Source organism: Cyanobacterium aponinum PCC 10605, assembly GCF_000317675.1.
Classification (GTDB): domain Bacteria; phylum Cyanobacteriota; class Cyanobacteriia; order Cyanobacteriales; family Cyanobacteriaceae; genus PCC-10605.
On the sequence record NC_019776.1, the window covers coordinates 1,188,361 to 1,208,725 of the forward strand.

The following is a 20,365-nucleotide window of genomic DNA, read 5'->3' on the forward strand; positions in this document are numbered from 1 at the left end:
CTATAAGTATTTTGAATTAGATTGATCTTAATCAAATAGATATTGAATTTTATAAGAATAAATTATAAGATTAAAGATAAATAAAATTTTTTAGTAATGTTATTCAAAAACTATCGTAATCATCAAAACAAATATATTTTAAATAAATATTCTTTACAAAGACATTAATATTTATTGCTAAATAAATACAGTAAAAGAACATTTTATATAACAATTAAAAACAAAATTATATAGATTAAATCAGTTTAATTAGATTTAAAACACCATTAAATTGAAGCTAAATAAAAATCATGTCTAAAACGAAAACTCAAGAAGAAAAAAATTTAGAAGATAAAAAACTAAGAGAAATATTAATACTTCTTGATCAACTTTTCCGTAGAGAAGAAGCTACAGCAAAAGGAATTGTTGGCTGTCTCTATGATATTGCAACTATCAACTTAATTAATAAATATTGTCCTCTGTGGGGAATCAACGCAACTCTCAAATATCTAACTCGTTTTCCTCGCCCTCTAGCCAAATCTTTAGGAGTAAAACTCTATTTACAACCCAAATGTCCTCAATTAATAACAGATTGGTTATATAGTCTTGTTGAGTTTCCCGACAAACAAATTCCCGCTATTGAACCTGAAATAATAGAAACAGAATTGTTGCCAACTATTAGAAAAAATCGTTTAGAAATTGAATCTTTAAGACATAAAGTAAAACTTTTAACGGGTACTTTAGTGGCAACTTTTATCTTGTTTAGTAGTGGTTTTGCTTGGGTATCCTACAATTTACAAATGAATCCGATGGAGTTATTAACTACTTCTACATTCATAGAAAATGAAAAATAGCTATTGTCTCTGTTCAACCAATACCAAGTTATCTCAATTCTTTAGCAAGAAAGAATTGCTGATTCAGATAAATTCCTAATTCCTAATTTTTCAAAGATTTAAACCCACCAAGGTTTTTCCCCTGTGCGAGGATCATTTTCCGTCCAAGGAGAAATCCTGATATAATCACCATCAACATTTATATGCGCTAATTTCAACGGTAAAGGGGCAGGACCTCGAACAACTCTTCCTTCCTCATCGTACCTTGATCCATGACAAGGACACTGAAATTGATTTTCATTACCATTCCATGGAAAAGTACAACCTAAATGAGTACAATTATCGACAATTCCCCAAGGATGTAATGTTCCATCATCTTTAATAGTTAGGTAAGTTGGCTCTCCTGCTAACCCCGCTACTAAGGCTCTTGTTCCGATCGGTTCTGCTAAAATTTGAGAAGCAGGAATTAAATTACCATTAACATCTTTTGCCAAAATCGAGCCATCTTCTCCCACATCAGAAGGGGGAATAAAAAATTTTCCAACAGGATATAATACTCCACCAGCCGTAACTGCGATCGCTGCTCCTGTGATAAAATTTAGTAAATTTCGTCTCGACATTGATGCACTTTCATCATAAGGAAAACTCTGTTCCATAATCTACATATCTCCTAATTGTTTTTTTATATTCCGTTGTTTATGAGGTCTATTTTGCGAAAAATCAAGATAGAAACCACGTATATCTCGGTTAATTTTTCTAAAAACCAGATAAAGTTTAGTATTAGACATCTCCATTAATTGCTAAAACAAGGGCTGAAGCCCTTACTACGAGGCAATAAAAAATATTTTTTGGAGAAGTCTATTTGATATTAGTATTTAGAACTTTCACGGGCGTTGTTCGTATTAATGCCCAATACAGTGTAAAGAAAACAAAAACCAAATACACCACTAATTGTTAACAATACCGATGCAGTCGCTAAACCAAGACCCAAAGCAGTTCCATCATAGATGAATAAGCCTAAATAGCCTAAAATGGAAGCAAAAATTAAACGAAAAAAGCGGTCGCTTCTTCCTACATTGTTTAACATCATTTTTCAACCCCAATTGATTTTTTATTGAATCGAAATGCTATGACAAAATAAATTATTACTGTTGACCGTTATTTTATTTACAAATCTTAATCAACTAATCATTATTATATAACTAAATAGCGATATTGACAATTCTATCAATTAATGAGCTTCAACTTGAGCTATTGTGATCAACCTTCTTCACTTCCAGTAGGCTTTAATTCTTCTATAATGGTAAAAGAAACATGATTAATTGCTAATTGACCAATAGAAGTTGTTTCCTTATTAATCAACTCCCCTTCACTTTTTAAGGTTTCAAAAGGTACATCTTTTGCCATTTCCACATGGTACCAAGATAAACCCATAAAGAATCGAGTTGGATAAATATTAGAATCTTCTAAATCATCTGGGTTAGACTCCATCGGCAACCAACCAATACTAGGCAAATAAAACTCCATCCATACATGATTAAAATCTGGCACTAAAGGTATCCCAAAATGAAGTACTTTTAATGGACATTTATAACGACCAACCGTGCGACAGGCAATACCGTTTAATCTGGATAAAGCCAGTAATAAACCCAAATATTCACCGCAAGAGCCAACGCCCCTTTTTAAAACGATATCAGGGGTATCAATATGAGGTTTAATACCGTAAGTTAAATGATCATAAACATAATTACGAATATTATACATTTTACGCAATAGATTAGTTTCTGAACCCCTAGCATCTTCCGCCGCCCTTAAAATCACATCTGTATTCATTGCCAAATTATCATCATCAACCAAATATTTACTTTCGTAGTCAGGCGACAACGGGGGTAATGCTTCGCAATCACGAGGCTTTAACTGATACTTAATACTCCAAACCTCTAATATCGCTCGCCAACCAAAAACATAGCGTTCATCAGTATTAAATTCTGGGAACTTAAATAATGCCACTTTTTGACCTTGATAATCCTCTTCTATATATGGCAAACCCACCGCTTCGATACTTTTTATTTTTTGTCTCGCACTCTCTGTGGGTAGAGCAATACGCCATTCTAAATTTTTAAGTTCTAAATGATCTAACGGAGAAATTTCCTCTACATAAGTCATTTCCAATAAGAAGCCATTAGAAAGAGTATATTTATTTTCTTCATCAAAATAGAAATGTAAAGGATGAATAAAAGTGCGATCGCGATATAATAATTCATGATTCGGCTCTGCATTGGGATTATCACGAATATAAGGCTCTTGATCACTATAAGCCACATATAAAATATCCTTTCCAGTTTTTTCATCATAACAAAAAGCCAAAGCCGTAGGAGATTCAAAAGGAGTTAAAATACTGTATTTAACGTCTCCTGTCGCTCTGTCCAAGCAATATACAGTTTGTTCAATGGAGTCACATAACCAAATTTCTTCTCCTTTCACGGTAATATTTTCCGCACCAATACCAGGAGCATAAAATTTAGTGATTGCGGTTCCATCCAAAGAATAAACTAGAATATGTCCTGTTTTCTGGGTTGTAATATAAATGGTATTTTCCCAAACAGCAATTCCATTAGCAGGATAAGAAAGAGAAAAAGCACAAAAAGGCTTAGAAGTAATAACAAGATTATCCTTTTCCCATTCAATGGAACAATAATAGATATACTCCCTACTTGTAAACCATAGCTTATTCTCAGAAATACAGAGTCCCTTTGCACCAATAAAATCTTGCCAAGAAGAATTATTGACAATTTTCGTGACGCTATTCTTCGGATTAATTAATAATAAATAACCATTACGAGAATCGATCGCCAATAAATGATTATCAATAAAAATAAGACCATCAACAGAAGTAGCAATAATTGGTCTAATAGTTGCAGAAAAAGCCGATTCACAAAAAGGAGAATTCATATCGAGTTAAAATAATTTGATTATCTGACCACAATTTATTTGAATTAGTCAGTCGTTATCAACCATTAGACAACATAACAAATTTATTTCCCTAGGAATTGCTTATGATGAACAATTAAGAGACATAAATAAAAAAACCACCTACACAATGTGAGGTGATTCTTTAATGTTTCGATGAAAGATAGAATTGTAAAGGAAGAATGTTAAAGCTGGCATGGAACTATTGTCCCACTCGGTCTCCCAAGCAGTATCGTCGCCGCTACTATGTTTCACCCACGAGTTCGGGATGGTTCGTAGTGGTTCCATAGTGCTAGTCACACCAGCTATACTCTCGAAGGAATAACCTTCAAGACTGCATAGAATTTCATAGTTCTTTAGGTCAAGATGACGGTCTATTAGTACACTTCGGCTTCATACATTACTGCACTTCCACCTTGTGCCTATTAACGGGTCTTCTTCCCGTGACCTTACACCAGAACACTCATCTTGAGGTGGGCTTCCCACTTAGATGCTTTCAGCGGTTATCCTCTCCGCACTTGGCTACCCTGCGTTTACCGTTGGCACGATAACAGGTACACCAGCGGTGCGTCCTTCCCGGTCCTCTCGTACTAAGGAAGGCTCCTCTCAATGTTCTCACGCTTACACCGGATATGGACCGAACTGTCTCACGACGTTCTGAACCCAGCTCACGTACCGCTTTAATGGGCGAACAGCCCAACCCTTGGGACGTACTTCCGCCCCAGGTTGCGATGAGCCGACATCGAGGTGCCAAACCTCCCCGTCGATGTGAACTCTTGGGGGAGATCAGCCTGTTATCCCTAGAGTAACTTTTATCCGTTGAGCGACGGCCCTTCCACACAGCACCGTCGGATCACTAAGACCGTGTTTCCACCCTGCTCGACTTGTTGGTCTCGCAGTCAAGCTACCTTCTGCCTTTGCACTCTTCGACTGATTTCCAACCAGTCTGAGGTAACCTTTGTACGCCTCCGTTACCATTTTGGAGGCGACCGCCCCAGTCAAACTACCCACCTGAAACTGTCCTCATTCGAGTTAGAATTCTAGCTAGCAGAGAGTGGTATCTCACCGTTGGCTCTGTATCCCCCACAAGGAATACTTCTACGCCTCCCACCTATCCTGCGCACTGCCAGCCCGAACACAATTCCAAGCTATAGTAAAGCTTCATAGGGTCTTTCTGTCCAAGTGTAAGTAGTCCGTATCTTCACAGACAATCCTATTTCGCCGAGCCTCTCTCCGAGACAGCTCCCAGATCGTTACGCCTTTCGTGCGGGTCGGAACTTACCCGACAAGGAATTTCGCTACCTTAGGACCGTTATAGTTACGGCCGCCGTTCACCGGGGCTTCAGTCGCTAGCTTCACTTTCGCTGACCAACTTCTTTAACCTTCCGGCACTGGGCAGGCGTCAGCCCCTATACCTCCTCTTTCGAGTTTGCAGAGACCTATGTTTTTGCTAAACAGTCGCCTGGGACTCTTCACTGCGACCACCTCTCGGTGGCACCCCTTCTCCCTAAGTTACGGGGTCATTTTGCCGAGTTCCTTGGAGAGAGTTACCTCGCTCCCCTTCGTATTCTCTACGTGCCCACCTGTGTCGGTTTCGGGTACCGGGACTTAATTCTCAACATTACTACAGCTTTTCTTGCCACTATCTTTCCACACTCACGATTACTCGCTCCCAATCCACTCAGGGTGTGCTTAGTTTTCATGGGTCCCTGTAGCAACTCCAATTAAGCCACGCAGGAATATTTACCTGCTTGCCATCGACTACGCTATTCGCTTCGCCTTAGGTCCGGGCTAACTCTCCACGGACGAACCTTCTGGAGAAACCCTTGGGCTTTCGGGGTTAGGGATTCTCACCCTAATTTTCGCTACTTAAGCCGACATTCTCACTTCTATCTCGTCCACATCTGCTTGCCGCTAATGCTTCACCCTTAATAGAACGCTCCCCTACCACTACAATGTAGTCCATAGCTTCGGTGACTAACTTAGCCCCGTTCATTTTCGGCGCAGGAGCGCTTGACCAGTGAGCTATTACGCACTCTTTCAAGGATTGCTGCTTCTAGGCAAACCTCCTGGTTGTCTAAGCACTCCCACCTCCTTTCTCACTTAGTTAGTACTTGGGGACCTTAGCTGATGGTCTGGGCTGTTTCCCTCTTGACGATGAAGCTTATCCCCCACCGTCTCACTAGTGCTACCATTCATCGGTATTCTGAGTTTGTCTCATCTTGGTACCGGTCTCCCAGCCCGCAACGAAACAGTGCTTTACCCCCGATGACCTTTCACACCGCTGCGCCTCAACACATTTCGGGGAGAACCAGCTAGCTCTTGGTTCGATTGGCATTTCACCCCTAACCACACCTCCTCCGCCAATTTTTCAACATTGGTCGGTTCGGACCTCCACTACCTGTTACGGTAGCTTCATCCTGGACATGGTTAGATCACCAAGGTTCGGGTCTACAAACCGTGACTTCTCGCCCTTTTCGGACTCGGTTTCCCTTTGGCTTCGACTTTTCGTCTTAACCTGCCACGACCTGTAAGTCGCCGGCTCATTCTTCAACAGGCACACGGTCATCCCTTCTAATGGGACTCCCATTGCTTGTAAGCCGATGGTTTCATGTTCTTTTTCACTCCCCTCCCGGGGTTCTTTTCACCTTTCCCTCGCGGTACTTTTCTCTATCGGTCACACAGTAGTATTTAGCCTTACCACGTGGTCGTGGCTGATTCACCAGGGATTCCACTTATCCCTGACTACTCGGGATTCACCTATGCTTCGTCGGTTTTCAATTACAGGACTTTCACCTTCTTTGGTCTAGTTTTCAGCTAGTTCATTTAACCTTCTCTGTCATGTTTTGGTGTCCCACTACCCCATTCTCCTTAGACAATGGTTTAGGCTTTTCCCGCTTCGCTCGCCGCTACTAAGGGAATCACTTTTGTTTTCTCTTCCTCTGGCTACTAAGATGTTTCAGTTCACCAGGTTCGCTCATCACCTTTTTTAGGTGTGTTTTTAGGGTTGCCCCATTCGGACATCCTCGGCTCTACGTCTGCTTCCGACTCCCCGAGGCTTTTCGCAGGTTGCTACGTCCTTCTTCGCCTCTGTGTGCCTAGGTATCCACCATCGGCCCTTCTTTTCTTGACCTTAATCTTCCCTATTTTTCTATGCAGTTTTCAAGGTTCTCACTGAACTTTTTGTTCAGCAGTAGTGACTTTTCACCGTGCTAAACTCGTTCTTCTGGAGGTAAGCGGACTCGAACCGCTGACATCCTGCTTGCAAAGCAGGCGCTCTACCAACTGAGCTATACCCCCAATGGGCCATCCTGGACTTGAACCAGGGACCTCACCCTTATCAGGGGTGTGCTCTAACCACCTGAGCTAATAGCCCCAACACCTCTTTCTTTATTTTTCTAGCCCTCCCCATTTCCTTGCTGACTTCTTCTCGAAGTCTCCCTTAAAGGAGGTGATCCAGCCACACCTTCCGGTACGGCTACCTTGTTACGACTTCACCCCAGTCACTAGTCCCACCTTCGGCGTCTCCTTCCACTTGGGTTAGAATAACGACTTCGGGCGTGACCAACTTCCATGGTGTGACGGGCGGTGTGTACAAGACCCGGGAACGGATTCACCGCAGTATGCTGACCTGCGATTACTAGCGATTCCTCCTTCATGCAGGCGAGTTTCAGCCTGCAATCTGAACTGTGGCTGGGTTTGATGAGATTCGCTCCACCTCGCGGTTTCGCTCCCCTTTGTCCCAACCATTGTAGTACGTGTGTAGCCCAAGACGTAAGGGGCATGCTGACTTGACGTCATCCCCACCTTCCTCCGAGTTCTCCCCGGCGGTCTCCCTAGAGTCCCCAACTTAATGCTGGCAACTAAGGACGAGGGTTGCGCTCGTTGCGGGACTTAACCCAACATCTCACGACACGAGCTGACGACAGCCATGCACCACCTGTCTCTGCGTTCCCTTAGGCACTCTCAGATTTCTCCAAGATTCGCAGGATGTCAAGCCTTGGTAAGGTTCTTCGCGTTGCATCGAATTAAACCACATACTCCACCGCTTGTGCGGGTCCCCGTCAATTCCTTTGAGTTTCACACTTGCGTGCGTACTCCCCAGGCGGGATACTTAACGCGTTAGCTTCGGCACAGTCCTTCTAACAGCACTACGCCTAGTATCCATCGTTTACCGCTAGGACTACAGGGGTATCTAATCCCTTTCGCTCCCCTAGCTTTCGTCCCTCAGTGTCAGTATATGCCCAGTAGAGCGCCTTCGCCACTGGTGTTCTTCCTAATCTCTACGCATTTCACCGCTACACTAGGAATTCCCTCTACCCCTACTATACTCTAGCTCTTCAGTTTCCACTCCCTTTCCGAAGTTGAGCTTCGGTCTTTGAAAGCAGACTTGAAGTGCCACCTACGGACTCTTTACGCCCAATGATTCCGGATAACGCTTGCATCCTCCGTATTACCGCGGCTGCTGGCACGGAGTTAGCCGATGCTTACATTAGGTACCGTCATTTTTTTCTTCCCTAAGTTTTGAGGTTTACAACCCAAGAGCCTTCCTCCCTCACGCGGTATTGCTCCGTCAGGCTTTCGCCCATTGCGGAAAATTCCCCACTGCTGCCTCCCGTAGGAGTCTGGGCCGTGTCTCAGTCCCAGTGTGGCTGCTCATCCTCTCAGACCAGCTACTGATCGTCGCCATGGTAAGCCTTTACCTCACCATCTAGCTAATCAGACGCGAGCCCCTCTCTAGGCGATAAATCTTTTACCTATTCGGCTCATCCGGTATTAGCAGTCGTTTCCAACTGTTGTCCCCGACCTTGAGGCAGGTTCTCACGCGTTCCTCACCCGTCCGCCACTAGCTCCGAAGAGCCCGTTCGACTTGCATGTGTTAGGCATACCGCCAGCGTTCATCCTGAGCCAGGATCAAACTCTCCATAGTGGTTGTTACTTACAATTACTTGCTTTCACTACCTGATTCCTGTTTTTTGTTTTTCAATTAAATGAATTGAACAAGGATTTGTACTTGGTTATGATGGCTAGAAAAATATTGAATTATCGAGGTTCGTGGTGTGTCAGAGTTGAGCGTGTGGCTCAATCGCACAAATACTAATATAACTAACCTTTTTTAAAATGGCAACTTTTTTTCCACATTTTTTTCTTTTTTCTTGTTCCTTATTCGCTAAAACCTATATATTGCAACTGTTTAAGGTTTTTAAGATTTTTCTTGTTTTTTTGAGCTAGGAACATCCATGGGTGTTTTTGGAGGAAAAGTTATGAGCAAGATTGCGGTTTAAGAATATCGGATAAGGGGGATAAGGATAGGTGTTAGGGTTCAGAGAGTTGGCTACGCTCGTACACTCTTTTCAGTCGTTAACAGGGTTATTATTCACTACTCAGGTTGAGGTATTATTTCTCAGAATGATGCTTTGGATGTGTTCCAGATTCTTCTGTTTCATTCAGAACTGTAGTTTAGACTAAATGTAGAGAAAAATGAGGAAGGACAAGACAAAAAAGAAAAATAGAGAGAAAATAAAATAATCACCAATTAAAATCTCTCTACATGAACAAATATAACAGACTAAAAAATTTTCGTCATGATACCTATGAAATGTTAGTCAAAAGTAAAGATGCCACATTTGAGCTAATGGACAGCATCATGACCAGAGAAAATGCTCGTAGTTTGGCAGAATTTTCTTTATCGCCTTTTTTCCAGAGACAATGGTGTAGCACCTATGAAGCGATAGAGGATAGTCGTCCCAATGGCAACAAATTGATGAAACGATACACTCAAGAAATAGACACTTTAGAATATACGTTATTAGGCATAGATCATACCCAGTGGGAATGTAAAGATAGTCCCACGATGAAAGATAGAGGTTATCAATATTCTCATTCATCCCTAAATTCATCAGTAGTAGGACAAGGATATAGCACCATAGCATGGTTACCACCATTAAAAGAGAAAGGAAGTTGGGCATTACCTTTAAGACATGAAAGAATAACATCCTTTGAAACTCCTTTAAGTAAAGCCCGATGGCAACTCAAGCAAGTGTGTCGAGAATTGCCAGAAAATAGACGGAAATTAGTGGTCTTAGATTGTGAATATGGCAATGGCAAATTTATCCAACAGACGGCGGACATTGAGATAAGTAAGTTGATTCGAGTACGTTCTAATTTATGCCTTTATAGCAAGCCAGACCCTTATAGCGGTAGAGGAAGACCGAAAAAACATGGAGCAAAGTGGAAGTTAAATCAATGTGATGATTTTCCTCAGAGTAATAAAGTATTGGAAATGGAAGATTCATCCCTAGGACTCATACGCATCAGTAAATGGACGGAACTTCATTTCTATAATGCCCCCACACAACAATTAACTTTATTCAAAATTGAAAGATTAAAGGAGAAAAAAACAGGGAGTTTACATCGTCCACTTTGGTTAATCTGGGTAGGAGAGGAATTTTTATCTTTGGAGTATATTTGGAGTCAATATAAGCGAAGGTTTGGATTAGAACACTGGTATCGTTTTGCCAAGCAGAGGTTGCATTGGACTTTGCCAAATTTTCGCACTCCTGACAGGTGTCAAAGATGGAGTAATTTAATCATCAATATCACTTGGCAATTATGGCTCTCAAAGGATTTAGTCCAAGAACACCATTTGCCGTAGCAAAAACCACAACAGAATTTAACTCCTGGAAGGGTTGCTCTATCTATGACTTCATTATTGATAGAGATTGGAAGTCCTACCCTTTCTCCTAAAAGTCGGGGAAAATCCCATGGCTGGCCTCAAGGGGGAAAAAGAAACAAAGCTAAAGTTTATCCCACCATTAAAAAACAGCAATCCAAAAGTAAAAAAAGGCGAAAAACCTAACTTTTAAGGAATAGTTAACTCAATTTATTTTCTCCGTAAGCTAATTTTTGTTAGCTTATTGATTGTCTTGCAATTTTTTCTTAGTCTAAACTACAGTCAGAATTACAATTTTTCTAAACAAATGTTTTATTTAATGTCTATTGTTGTTAAGAATCTAAGCAAAAAAAAGGTGAGCATTGCTCACCCTAAGTTAGATGATTGTTTAGAGACGGTTTATATCTTTGTTTGAACCGATTACTACCATTGATAAGCCTTTCGTTAATACAAATTGTGGTGGTGGATTAATAATAAATTTATCATCATTCCCAACAGCTAATACATTGAGTCCATATCTGCTTCTAAGTTTCATTTCTGCTAGAGTTTTCCCATCAAATTCTTCGGGAATAGCTATTTCTACAATACTGTTGTCGGGGTCTAATTCAAAACGATCTAATATTCCGGGCTTAGTAAGGGTATAAGCTAATTCACATCCTGCTTCGTACTCAGGATACACAACTAAATCGGCTCCAACTTTTTTGAGGAGTTTTCCGTGAGTTTCTGAAGATGCTTTAGCTACTATATATTTCACTCCCGCTTCTTTGAGATTTAAAGTTGTTATGATACTCTCTTCTAAGTAGTTTCCGATCGCAACTATAACAGTATCTAATTCAAAAATTCCAGCTTCTTTTAAAGCACTAGCTTCGGTACAATCCAAACGAATGGCACTTGAGGCGATTTTATCGGTTAATGCTTGAGCCACTAATTTTTCTTCTACATCAGCCCCCAATACGTCATATCCCATGTTGTATAGTGTTTCGCATACTGCTCTGCCAAATCTTCCCAAACCGATAACAGCAAACTGACGAGTTTCTTTTCTTAGATTGCTTAAAAATTTTAAAGAACCTAAATCCAAGTTAAAAAAGGTTCTAAATCTTTGAGAATTATCAGGTTGAGCTTGTTTGTTTTCCGTCATGACTTTCTAACCAACTAATAAATTTTCTTCTGGATATTCGATTCGACTCGGTTGAGGATCTCCCACAATGGCTGCCATAAATAATAATACTCCAACTCGTCCTAAGTACATGGTAAAAACAATGGCTAGTTTCGCTAAAACCGATAAACTAGAAGTAATTCCAGTGGATAAACCGACGGTAGCAAAAGCAGAAACGACTTCAAAAAATATACTTTGAAATTCAAAATCAGAATGAAGCAAGGAAATAAAAAAGGTGATACAAACAACTGTTACTCCTGAACCAAATACAACTGCCATAGCTTTAAGAATTAAAGAAACAGGTACTTCTCTTTTGTGCATTACTACTTGTTCTTGACCTCTTAAAACCGCTTTAGTACTGTTATAAAGAATACTTAAGGTCGTTGTTTTTATTCCACCTCCTGTACCACTAGGAGATGCACCGATAAACATTAAGCCGATAGTGATAAATAGTCCTGCCTTTGTCATAGCACCAATGTCGATAGAATTGAATCCTGCTGTTCTTGTTGTTACCGATTGAAACCAAGCTGTAATTATTTTGTCTTTAAAAGGCAGTTCAGCAAGGGTATTATTATTATGAAGTTCAGTGATAAAAAATCCAACTGTACCCAAAATCAGGAGAATCAAAGTTGTTCGTGTGACAACTTTAAAATTAAGAGAAAATTCATAATGAGGATGTACTTTTTGTTTGAAAAAGTCAAGAAACCATAGAAAAACCTCAATAATAACTTGGTAGCCAATACCGCCAAGAATAATTAAAGCTGTAATTACTATATTTATCGGTATTGAACTTTGATATTGGATTAAACTGTCGGGAAAAAGGCTAAATCCGGCATTATTCCAAGCACTAACAGAATGAAATATCGCTAGCCATAAACCTTGTTTCCAACCATAATCTTGAGAAAAAATAGAGTAAAGGACTATAGTGGCAATTATTTCTAATATAAAGGTAGTAACAAAAATCGATATAACTAAATTTCGACTCCCTTGTAAAAAGGGTCGATCAAAAGATTCACTAATGGCGATTTTTTGGCGAAAATCAAATTTTTTACCGATAAGGAGAATTAAAAAAGTACTGGTTGTCATGTAGCCTAGTCCGCCTATTTGGATTAGACAAAGAATTATTAGTTCCCCCCAAAAAGAAAAATATGTGCCTGTATCGACGACTATTAAACCTGTTACACAAACCGCAGAGGTAGATGTAAACAAAGCAGTAATAAAACTTCCCCAATTCCCTGTTTCAACGGCAAAAGGCATCATGAGAAGAATTGTTCCAACAGAGATGACAGCAATAAATCCGAGACAAATAGTTCTGGCAATGGTCATTTCACATTTAGCAATTAGATATTAAATTTGTGTTTAATGTAAAGTATATAGATTACGTTTGTGAGAATGAGTTTGCAGGAATTGACCATCGTAATACCGATTTATCAATCGACAAGGAACATATCCTTATTTTGCAATTTCAGAATGAACAATTTTAGCTTATTAACGCCTAATTTTTAATCAGATTAGTTATTCCTGTTCCTCATTCAAAGTGAAAGTAATCTTAATTTTTATGAGATGAAAAAATCTTTTGCAAGAAAAATATTATCTTAAGATTATTGATTAAGAGCTTCTAAAACTTTTTCATGAATTTTGCTATTGCTAACCACTACCCCTCTATTTTCCATCATTTTAGTGGCAGTAAAAAAGTCTAAAGGATTGCCATACATATCTGTAACTTTGCCTCCTGCTTCCTCGACAACGATCGCACCTGCGGCGTGATCCCAGATATTTTCTCTGTAATCAGGATATTTGGGGGAGGGTAAGCGTAGATAAAGAGCGGCTTCTCCACTGGCAACAATACCATATTTAGCTTGAGAATCAACTCTTACTGATTGACTTGTAATTCCTACGGCTTGTGCGATCGCATTTTGTCTTTCTTGATCTCCATGACTAGCCTCAACACTTTCTACGAAACGGAAACGTTGTACATCATCATTACTAACGACTTGTAATTTAGTCATTTCTCCGCCATTTAAGGGCATTCGATAACTTCCCTCTCCTCGCACAGCTACAAAGATACAACCTTGTTCCTGAGTTTGATTAATGTTCAAAGCGGGACATCCTAATACCCCTAATTTAACCTCTCCATCTTCAATTAAAGCAAGTGCGATCGCATATTGATCTTGTCTTAAAAAACCTTTTGTACCGTCAATGGGGTCTAAAGTCCAAAAACGACGACTAACTTTGCCATTACCGTAGTCAATCCAGTCTAAAACTTGATTTTCCGAAGCGTTATCAATAATTTGCTTCACATATTCTGTTATTTTTGTCAAAGTGTTTTTCTGTTCGGGTTGTCTTAACTCTGTAGCATCTTCTTCCCCGACAATGGGAGTATCAGGAAAAATATCTTTTAAGGCTTTACAAATAATTGCCTGAGAACCAAAATCAGCCACAGTAACGGGACTTTTGTCTTGTTTTTCTAAAGCAGGGGGAATATCTTGTCTAACTTTTTGACATAGTTCAGAGGCTTGTAAAACAGCCGAAATAGCGATTTCTTTTTCTTTTTGATACATAAAATTACAAAACTTTTCTTTGAACACTAATCATTATCAATGATTCCCTACACTTTGACTATTTTTTCTCGGTGCTTCGTCAAACAAATTCAAGAGGGAAAAAAAATTTTTTCATGTTATAATACTTTTCAGGAAAAAGCTCTACTGTAAAAAATGCTTAGTAAACTTAGGGAATGTAAGCATTTACTTTGACTGAAGAGATCAGAATTAAAACACTTTATCTAATAGAAATTAATATATAAGTCTGTTTCTCTGAATTTCTTTCTGGGGTTAAAGTGGGTACTCTAAGACTATCTACTGCTTTGATTTGTTATCAGAAGTTGATTGTGCCTCTTTCGATTTACCCTGAGAATGGTCAAAGTTTTTGAGAAGGGTAAAAAACCATGATCGAAGTGGGATTATCCCGCTTTTTTTATTGTCTTTTGACTATGTAACTGAAAAATTTGTCTGAGAAAAATCATTCTATGACTCATCCTCTAATACCTTCTATTTTAGAACTAGCCGAACCTCTTGCCCAAAAATTGAATCTTGAAATCGCAAATATAGTTTTTCAAACAAACAAAAACCCACCTGTGTTGAGAATAGATATAAAAAGTGTTGGCGGAGATACCAGTTTAGATGATTGTGAAAAAATGAGTCGTCAACTAGAAGAAATTCTTGATGTGGAAAATACTCTTCCCTCTACTTATGTTTTGGAAATTTCTAGTCCTGGAATTGGTAATAACTTAGAGAGCGATCGAGAATTTGTCAGTTTCAAAGGTTTTCCCGTCATTGTCGAAACCAATACGATATTCAAGAAAAAAAACCGATGGGAAGGCACATTACAAGGCAGAGATGATCAATTTGTCTATGTAAACTGTAAAGGTAAAATTACAAAAATTCCTAGAGACATTATTCAATCAGTCCAATTACATAATCCCAGTTAACTTTTCCCAGCTACATCATCAAATATACAAATATATTACTTTATTGTCAAAAATTTATGAGCATCGTTAAATTATCAGGTTTACAAGCGTTAATTAGTGAAATTAGTCAAACCCACAATTTACCCAGAACTTCTGTAGAAGAAGCTCTTAGAGAAGCATTATTTAAAGGCTATGAGCGTTTTCGTCGCTCTAAATTAGGAGAAAAAGCACACAGTATGTTACCTCCTGAATATTTTGATAATTTCCGAGTAGAATTGGATTTAGAAGAGGAAGGCTTTAGAGTTTTAGCGCTGAAAATGGTGACCGATTCTGTGGAAGATCCTGATCATCAAATTGCTTTAGCTGAAGTTCAAGAGTTTAATGAAGAAGTACAGTTAGGCAATGAAGTTTTAGTTGATGTTACTCCTGAACAGAAAGATTTTGGTCGCATGGCGGCGATGCAAACAAAGCAGGTATTGCAACAAAAACTAAAAGAGCAACAAAGAGCGATTATTCAAGCAGAGTTTACGGAGTTAGAAGGAACGGTTCTTTCTGCTAAGGTATTACGCTTTGAGGGACAGTCTGTAATTATGACGGTGCAAAGTGCCTATGGAAGACCAGAAGTTGAAGCCGAATTGCCCAGAGGGGAACAACTAAGCAGTGATAACTATCGTGCCAATGCAACTTTCAAGGTTTATTTAAAACGGGTAAAAGAGGGAGTTCATCGAGGAGCCCAGTTAATCGTATCTCGGGCGGATGCTGGTTTAGTCGTTTATTTATTTGCCAATGAAGTGCCAGAAATTGAGGAAGGAATTATTCGCATTGTTGCTATTTCAAGGGAGGCTAATCCCAGTAAACCAGATATTACCGCAAGAACAAAAATAGCTGTAGATACCCTAGAAAGAGATGTTGATCCTGTAGGGGCTTGTATTGGTGCAAGGGGATCTCGTATTCAGGCAGTAGTGAATGAACTTAAGGGAGAAAAAATAGATGTTATTCGTTGGTCTCCAGATCCTGCTACTTACATAGCAAACGCTTTGAGTCCCGCCAAAATAGACATCGTGGAACTGATTGATCCCGATGAAAAGCAGTCTTTAGTTGTCGTTCCTGATAATCACTTTAGTCTTGCCATTGGTAAGGATGGTCAGAATGTTCGTTTAGCGGCACGTCTCACCGGATGGAAAATTGACATCAAAAAGAAATCTGACTATTTGAATGAGGAAGCCGAATAAAATCAAAAATTACCGCCGTTGTATTAGTTGTCAGAAAATTGATCATAAAAGTAATTTTTTTAGGGTGGTGAAAAATAATGCCCAACAAATTATTACCGTTGATCAAGGAATGGGAAGATCCGCTTACATTTGCAAAAATGTCGATTGTGTTGCGATCGCAGAAAAAAAACGTCTAGCAAAAGCCCTTAAAACGTCCATTCCCTCAGACATCTATCAACAATTGTGGCAAAAACTCAAAGAAACGAAAAACACTGTAAAATAAGAATCAGGATAATTATGACTTAATTTTTCTTAATAGATTCTTGATTATTTGTAAATCAAAATAGTCATAATATTGTAGATGTTCAACAACAGACCATTTTTTATGAATATAAATAATTTCATCTGATTAAACACTGTTATATTAAACATCTTAAAACTTTCTTAAAGTCACTCAAAAAAAGCAAAATATAGTAAACTTAAGGCAATTTGTGGATGAAAAACGGAAAAGTAAGAATATACGATTTATCAAAAGAGCTTGCATTAGACAACAAGGACGTATTAGAAATATGTTCCCAGTTATCCATTGAGGTAAAAAATCATAGTAGTACCATCACTGAATCCCAAGCACAAGACATTAAAGAAGCAGTAAAAAAAGTCTCCATGACATCGGCACAAAATCAAGTAAACAAAAACACCCCTGACAAGTCAAAAACCTCATCTTCCAGTATTAAAAAGCCTAATAAAAAACAGGAAATATTGGCTGTGTATAAGAATGATAAACAGTCAGAACAGGAAAAAAATAACGCTAACTCCCCTGTATTGTTAAGTCCTCCTCGCCCTCCTCAGCCTTCAAAGGACTATAAAAAAGCTCCTAATCATTCGGAAATGGTACAGGAAAATGATAATGGTTCCCCAAACAACGTTCAAAGTATGGATAAAAGTCTTAAACAACCTCCAGCTCGTCCCTCTTTAGTCGAAAAACCAGAGTTAAAAAGTCCTTCCGCCCCCGAATTGAAAAAGTCAAGCACTATTAATAAAGCAAATAGTAATAGTAAAGAAGGCGATGAGAAAAAAGTAGTCAGTCGTAGTGAAGTAGCTGTGTCCACTTCAGAAGAAGAAAAAAGGGCAAAAAGCAAGAATAATAATAAGAGTAAAAATAATTCTCGCCGCACTAAAAATAATCAAAATTTACCCCGTCGTAATGATAAGGAAAGTATAGGCAGTGCAAAATTAACAACAGAAGAAAAAGACTCTCTTCCTAAACCAGCAAAACCTGTTATTAAGGATGCAAAAAATTCAGCAGATTTAGATAAACTCAAATTAGCACCGAAACCAAAACTACAAAAACCCCCCCAACGCCCCCCTGCAATCATTGACTCAGATTTAGACGATGATGATTTGGAAACCAAAGCAAAAAGTACTGATGAAGATGATTTAGATTCAGAACCAATGTTGTTGGAAAAACCAAAAATCAGAAAGCCAAAACAGAAAAAATCAACCACGGAAAACTCTTCTTGGGATGATGATGACGATGATTCTGATAAATCGGGCAAAAAAGACGCAAAGAAAGTCAAGAAGCGTCGTTCTTTAGTCATTGATGATGACGATGATTTAGAAGATTATTTTGATGATGACCAAGAAGATTCTACAGTCATCGACTTAGCTTTAGCTCGTCCCCCTAAACCTAAAAAAGAAGCAACAAAAGCCACAGAAAAGACTCGTGCGCCTAAAAAACAACCGGTTAAAAAAGATAAAGCAGAAACTAAATCAGAAAGAAAAGGAAAACAGGAAAAACAAGAGAAACCTGAATTTATCGTCCTTAAAAATGCTCCTACAGTTCGGGAATTAGCGGATCTATTAGTTACTCCTGACACTGAAGTTATTAAACTTCTCTTCTTCAAAGGAATTGCCGTTAATATTACTGAAACCGTTGATTTAGAAATTGCGGAAATGGTAGCCAAAGAGTTGGGAGTGGAAGTAATTACAGAAGAAGAAAAAGCCAGTGCGGCTAAAACAGATATGTTGACGGAGGCAGATTTAGATAAATTGCAAAAACGTCCTCCTGTTGTAACAATTATGGGACACGTGGACCATGGTAAAACAACCCTACTTGATTCGATAAGAAATACTAAAGTAGTTCAAGGAGAAGCAGGGGGTATTACTCAACATATCGGTGCTTATCATGTGGATGTGGAACATGAAGGGGAAACTCAACAGGTTGTATTCTTAGATACTCCGGGTCACGAGGCATTCACAGCAATGAGGGCAAGAGGTACAAAAGTTACTGATATTGCTGTGTTAGTGGTGGCGGCAGATGATGGGGTACGTCCTCAAACAAAAGAAGCCATTAGTCATGCTCGTGCGGCAAAAGTCCCCATTGTTGTGGCTATTAACAAAATTGATAAGCCAGAAGCAAATCCCGATCGCGTCAAACAGGAATTAGCTGAATTAGAATTAGTTCCAGAGGACTGGGGGGGCGATACCGTAATGGTTCCTGTGAGTGCTTTAACTGGTGATAACTTAGATGCTCTTTTAGAGATGATTGTCTTGGTGTCTGAGGTCGAAGAATTGTTGGCAAACCCAGATCGCAACGCCAAGGGTACTGTAATTGAAGCCCATTTAGACCGAGCAAGGGGTCCTGTGGCAACATTATTAGTTCAAAATGGAACATTAAGAGTTGGTGATGTGATTGTTGCGGGTTCTGTCATGGGTAAAATTCGGGCGATGATCGATGATCGAGGAGCAAAAGTTGAAGTTGCAAGTCCCTCCTTTGCTGTTGAAATTCTAGGTTTAAGTGAACTTCCAGAAGCGGGAGATGAATTTGAAGTTTATTCCAATGAAAAAGACGCAAGAGCGATCGCAGAAAGTAGAGCATCCGCCAAACGGGATAACCGCTTACAACAAGCAATGTCATCTCGTCGAGTAAGTTTGAGTAGCTTATCAGCACAGGCACAACAAGGAGAACTCAAAGAACTGAATTTAATTCTTAAAGCCGACGTACAAGGTTCTGTGGAAGCGATTTTAGGCTCATTAAAACAACTACCGCAAAATGAAGTACAAATCAGAGTCTTATTATCAGGTGCAGGAGAAGTAACAGAAACAGATGTAGATTTAGCCGCTGCCTCTGGAGCTGTAGTTATTGGATTCAATACAACTCTTGCCCCCGGTGCACGTCAAGCCGCCGAACAAGAAGGAGTAGATATCCGAGAATATAACGTCATCTATAAATTATTAGATGAAATAGAAGGAGCAATGGAAGGCTTACTAGATCCAGAAGAAGTGGAAGAAAGTCTAGGAAAAGCCGAAGTAAGAGCCGTTTTCTCCGTTGGCAAAGGAGCTGTTGCTGGATGTTACGTCTTGTCAGGCAAAGTTGTCCGTAATCGCTTTATTCGAGTGTTACGCAACGGAACAGAAATTTATAATGGTAATTTAGATTCTTTACGCCGTGTCAAAGATGATGTTAAAGAAGTTGCGTCTGGTTTTGAATGCGGTATTGCTGTTAATAAATTTAGCCAATGGCAAGAGGGAGATATTATCGAGGCTTATGAAATGGTATTCAAGCGTCGTACTCTTTCTGCTTAATGAGAACAGTTAAAAAGGTGTAAAATACACCTCTATTAGTTAGATATTAGGATTGGGATTAGGTGTTAACAACTTCACTTCTTCAGCTTTGGTTAAAATTGACGAATGTTGGCAAATCATGAATAAAAAAACTGGGTAAAGTGAAAAGTTTATCAATCATTATTAAATAATTTACTTTTCCTTTTATGCCCTTTTAAGGATAAATACAAAGGGGTTTCCCTCTTTCCAAATTCGCTATCTAAACCAATAATTTACATACTCAGAGTTAGAGAGGCATTATTTTTAATGCCTTTTTGTTAATTTATTATGATTTTGTCGTAGAGTTATTAATCGATTTATTCAACTTTTTATATTTTCTTGATTAAATTGAGTCATTGATGCTAAGTAATAAGATATTGTGTTTAATCAAAAACTAAAAGAGTTTAATATTTTTTATTAGTAATAACACTTAAGTATAACACTGACAAAAAGTTAGTATTAAAAATAAAAGTT

General features: G+C 39.0%; 11 protein-coding genes, 2 tRNA genes, 3 rRNA genes and 1 pseudogene. 6 read left to right on the forward strand and 11 right to left on the reverse strand.

Features of this window, described 5'->3' with window-relative positions; translation table 11 throughout:
• Nucleotides 1-290: 290 nt before the first annotated feature.
• A complete protein-coding gene (locus CYAN10605_RS04925) occupies nt 291-833 on the forward strand; it encodes a hypothetical protein (protein ID WP_015218845.1) in 543 nt (180 codons plus the stop codon).
• 98 nt (nt 834-931) lie between these two features.
• Here CYAN10605_RS04925 and petC read toward each other — a convergent pair whose 3' ends face one another.
• The 8 genes from petC to CYAN10605_RS04965 all read right to left on the reverse strand — a co-directional run bounded on the left by petC (nt 932) and on the right by CYAN10605_RS04965 (nt 8,712).
• Nucleotides 932-1,468, reverse strand: a complete 537-nt coding sequence (gene petC, locus CYAN10605_RS04930) for a cytochrome b6-f complex iron-sulfur subunit (protein ID WP_015218846.1) — start codon at nt 1,466-1,468, stop codon at nt 932-934.
• 212 nt (nt 1,469-1,680) lie between these two features.
• Nucleotides 1,681-1,902, reverse strand: a complete 222-nt coding sequence (locus CYAN10605_RS04935; protein ID WP_241212800.1) for a YgaP family membrane protein — start codon at nt 1,900-1,902, stop codon at nt 1,681-1,683.
• Between the two features lie 170 nt (nt 1,903-2,072).
• A complete protein-coding gene (locus CYAN10605_RS04940; RefSeq protein WP_015218848.1) occupies nt 2,073-3,764 on the reverse strand; it encodes a transglutaminase-like domain-containing protein in 1,692 nt (563 codons plus the stop codon).
• 207 nt (nt 3,765-3,971) lie between these two features.
• A 5S ribosomal RNA gene (gene rrf / locus CYAN10605_RS04945) occupies nt 3,972-4,088 on the reverse strand.
• Nucleotides 4,089-4,139: 51 nt separating this feature from the next.
• Nucleotides 4,140-6,915, reverse strand: a 23S ribosomal RNA gene (locus CYAN10605_RS04950).
• A gap of 94 nt (nt 6,916-7,009) precedes the next feature.
• A tRNA-Ala gene (locus CYAN10605_RS04955) sits at nt 7,010-7,082 on the reverse strand.
• 2 nt (nt 7,083-7,084) lie between these two features.
• A tRNA-Ile gene (locus tag CYAN10605_RS04960) sits at nt 7,085-7,158 on the reverse strand.
• Between the two features lie 68 nt (nt 7,159-7,226).
• Nucleotides 7,227-8,712 (reverse strand): 16S ribosomal RNA (locus tag CYAN10605_RS04965).
• Together the 16S, 23S and 5S rRNA genes with 2 tRNA genes alongside form the textbook arrangement of a ribosomal RNA operon.
• A gap of 621 nt (nt 8,713-9,333) precedes the next feature.
• Here CYAN10605_RS04965 and CYAN10605_RS04970 point away from each other — a divergent pair.
• Nucleotides 9,334-10,641 (forward strand): annotated as a pseudogene (locus CYAN10605_RS04970) (NF041680 family putative transposase).
• A 202-nt stretch (nt 10,642-10,843) separates the two neighbouring features.
• Here the strand turns inward: CYAN10605_RS04970 and CYAN10605_RS04975 are convergent.
• The 3 genes from CYAN10605_RS04975 to CYAN10605_RS04985 form a co-directional block, all read right to left on the reverse strand.
• Nucleotides 10,844-11,593, reverse strand: a complete 750-nt coding sequence (locus tag CYAN10605_RS04975; RefSeq protein WP_015218849.1) for a potassium channel family protein — start codon at nt 11,591-11,593, stop codon at nt 10,844-10,846.
• A gap of 6 nt (nt 11,594-11,599) precedes the next feature.
• Nucleotides 11,600-12,937: a TrkH family potassium uptake protein gene (locus tag CYAN10605_RS04980; RefSeq protein ID WP_015218850.1), complete on the reverse strand. Its 1,338-nt coding sequence runs from the start codon at nt 12,935-12,937 to the stop codon at nt 11,600-11,602.
• Between the two features lie 275 nt (nt 12,938-13,212).
• On the reverse strand, nt 13,213-14,172 hold the full coding sequence (locus CYAN10605_RS04985) for a 3'(2'),5'-bisphosphate nucleotidase (RefSeq protein ID WP_015218851.1): 960 nt from the start codon (nt 14,170-14,172) through the stop codon (nt 13,213-13,215).
• Between the two features lie 464 nt (nt 14,173-14,636).
• Here CYAN10605_RS04985 and rimP point away from each other — a divergent pair, with 464 nt between their 5' ends.
• From rimP to infB, 4 genes are all read left to right on the forward strand, one after another.
• Nucleotides 14,637-15,098: a ribosome maturation factor RimP gene (gene rimP / locus CYAN10605_RS04990; protein ID WP_015218852.1), complete on the forward strand. Its 462-nt coding sequence runs from the start codon at nt 14,637-14,639 to the stop codon at nt 15,096-15,098.
• A gap of 56 nt (nt 15,099-15,154) precedes the next feature.
• Nucleotides 15,155-16,309, forward strand: a complete 1,155-nt coding sequence (nusA, locus tag CYAN10605_RS04995) for a transcription termination factor NusA (protein WP_015218853.1) — start codon at nt 15,155-15,157, stop codon at nt 16,307-16,309.
• A complete protein-coding gene (locus CYAN10605_RS05000) occupies nt 16,293-16,571 on the forward strand; it encodes a YlxR family protein (RefSeq protein ID WP_015218854.1) in 279 nt (92 codons plus the stop codon). Before nusA ends, CYAN10605_RS05000 begins: the two co-directional genes overlap by 17 nt.
• Before the next feature lie 212 nt (nt 16,572-16,783).
• Entirely contained in the window at nt 16,784-19,873 is a 3,090-nt protein-coding gene (gene infB, locus CYAN10605_RS05005; RefSeq protein ID WP_015218855.1) for a translation initiation factor IF-2, read from the forward strand.
• The last annotated feature ends 492 nt before the right edge of the window (nt 19,874-20,365 follow it).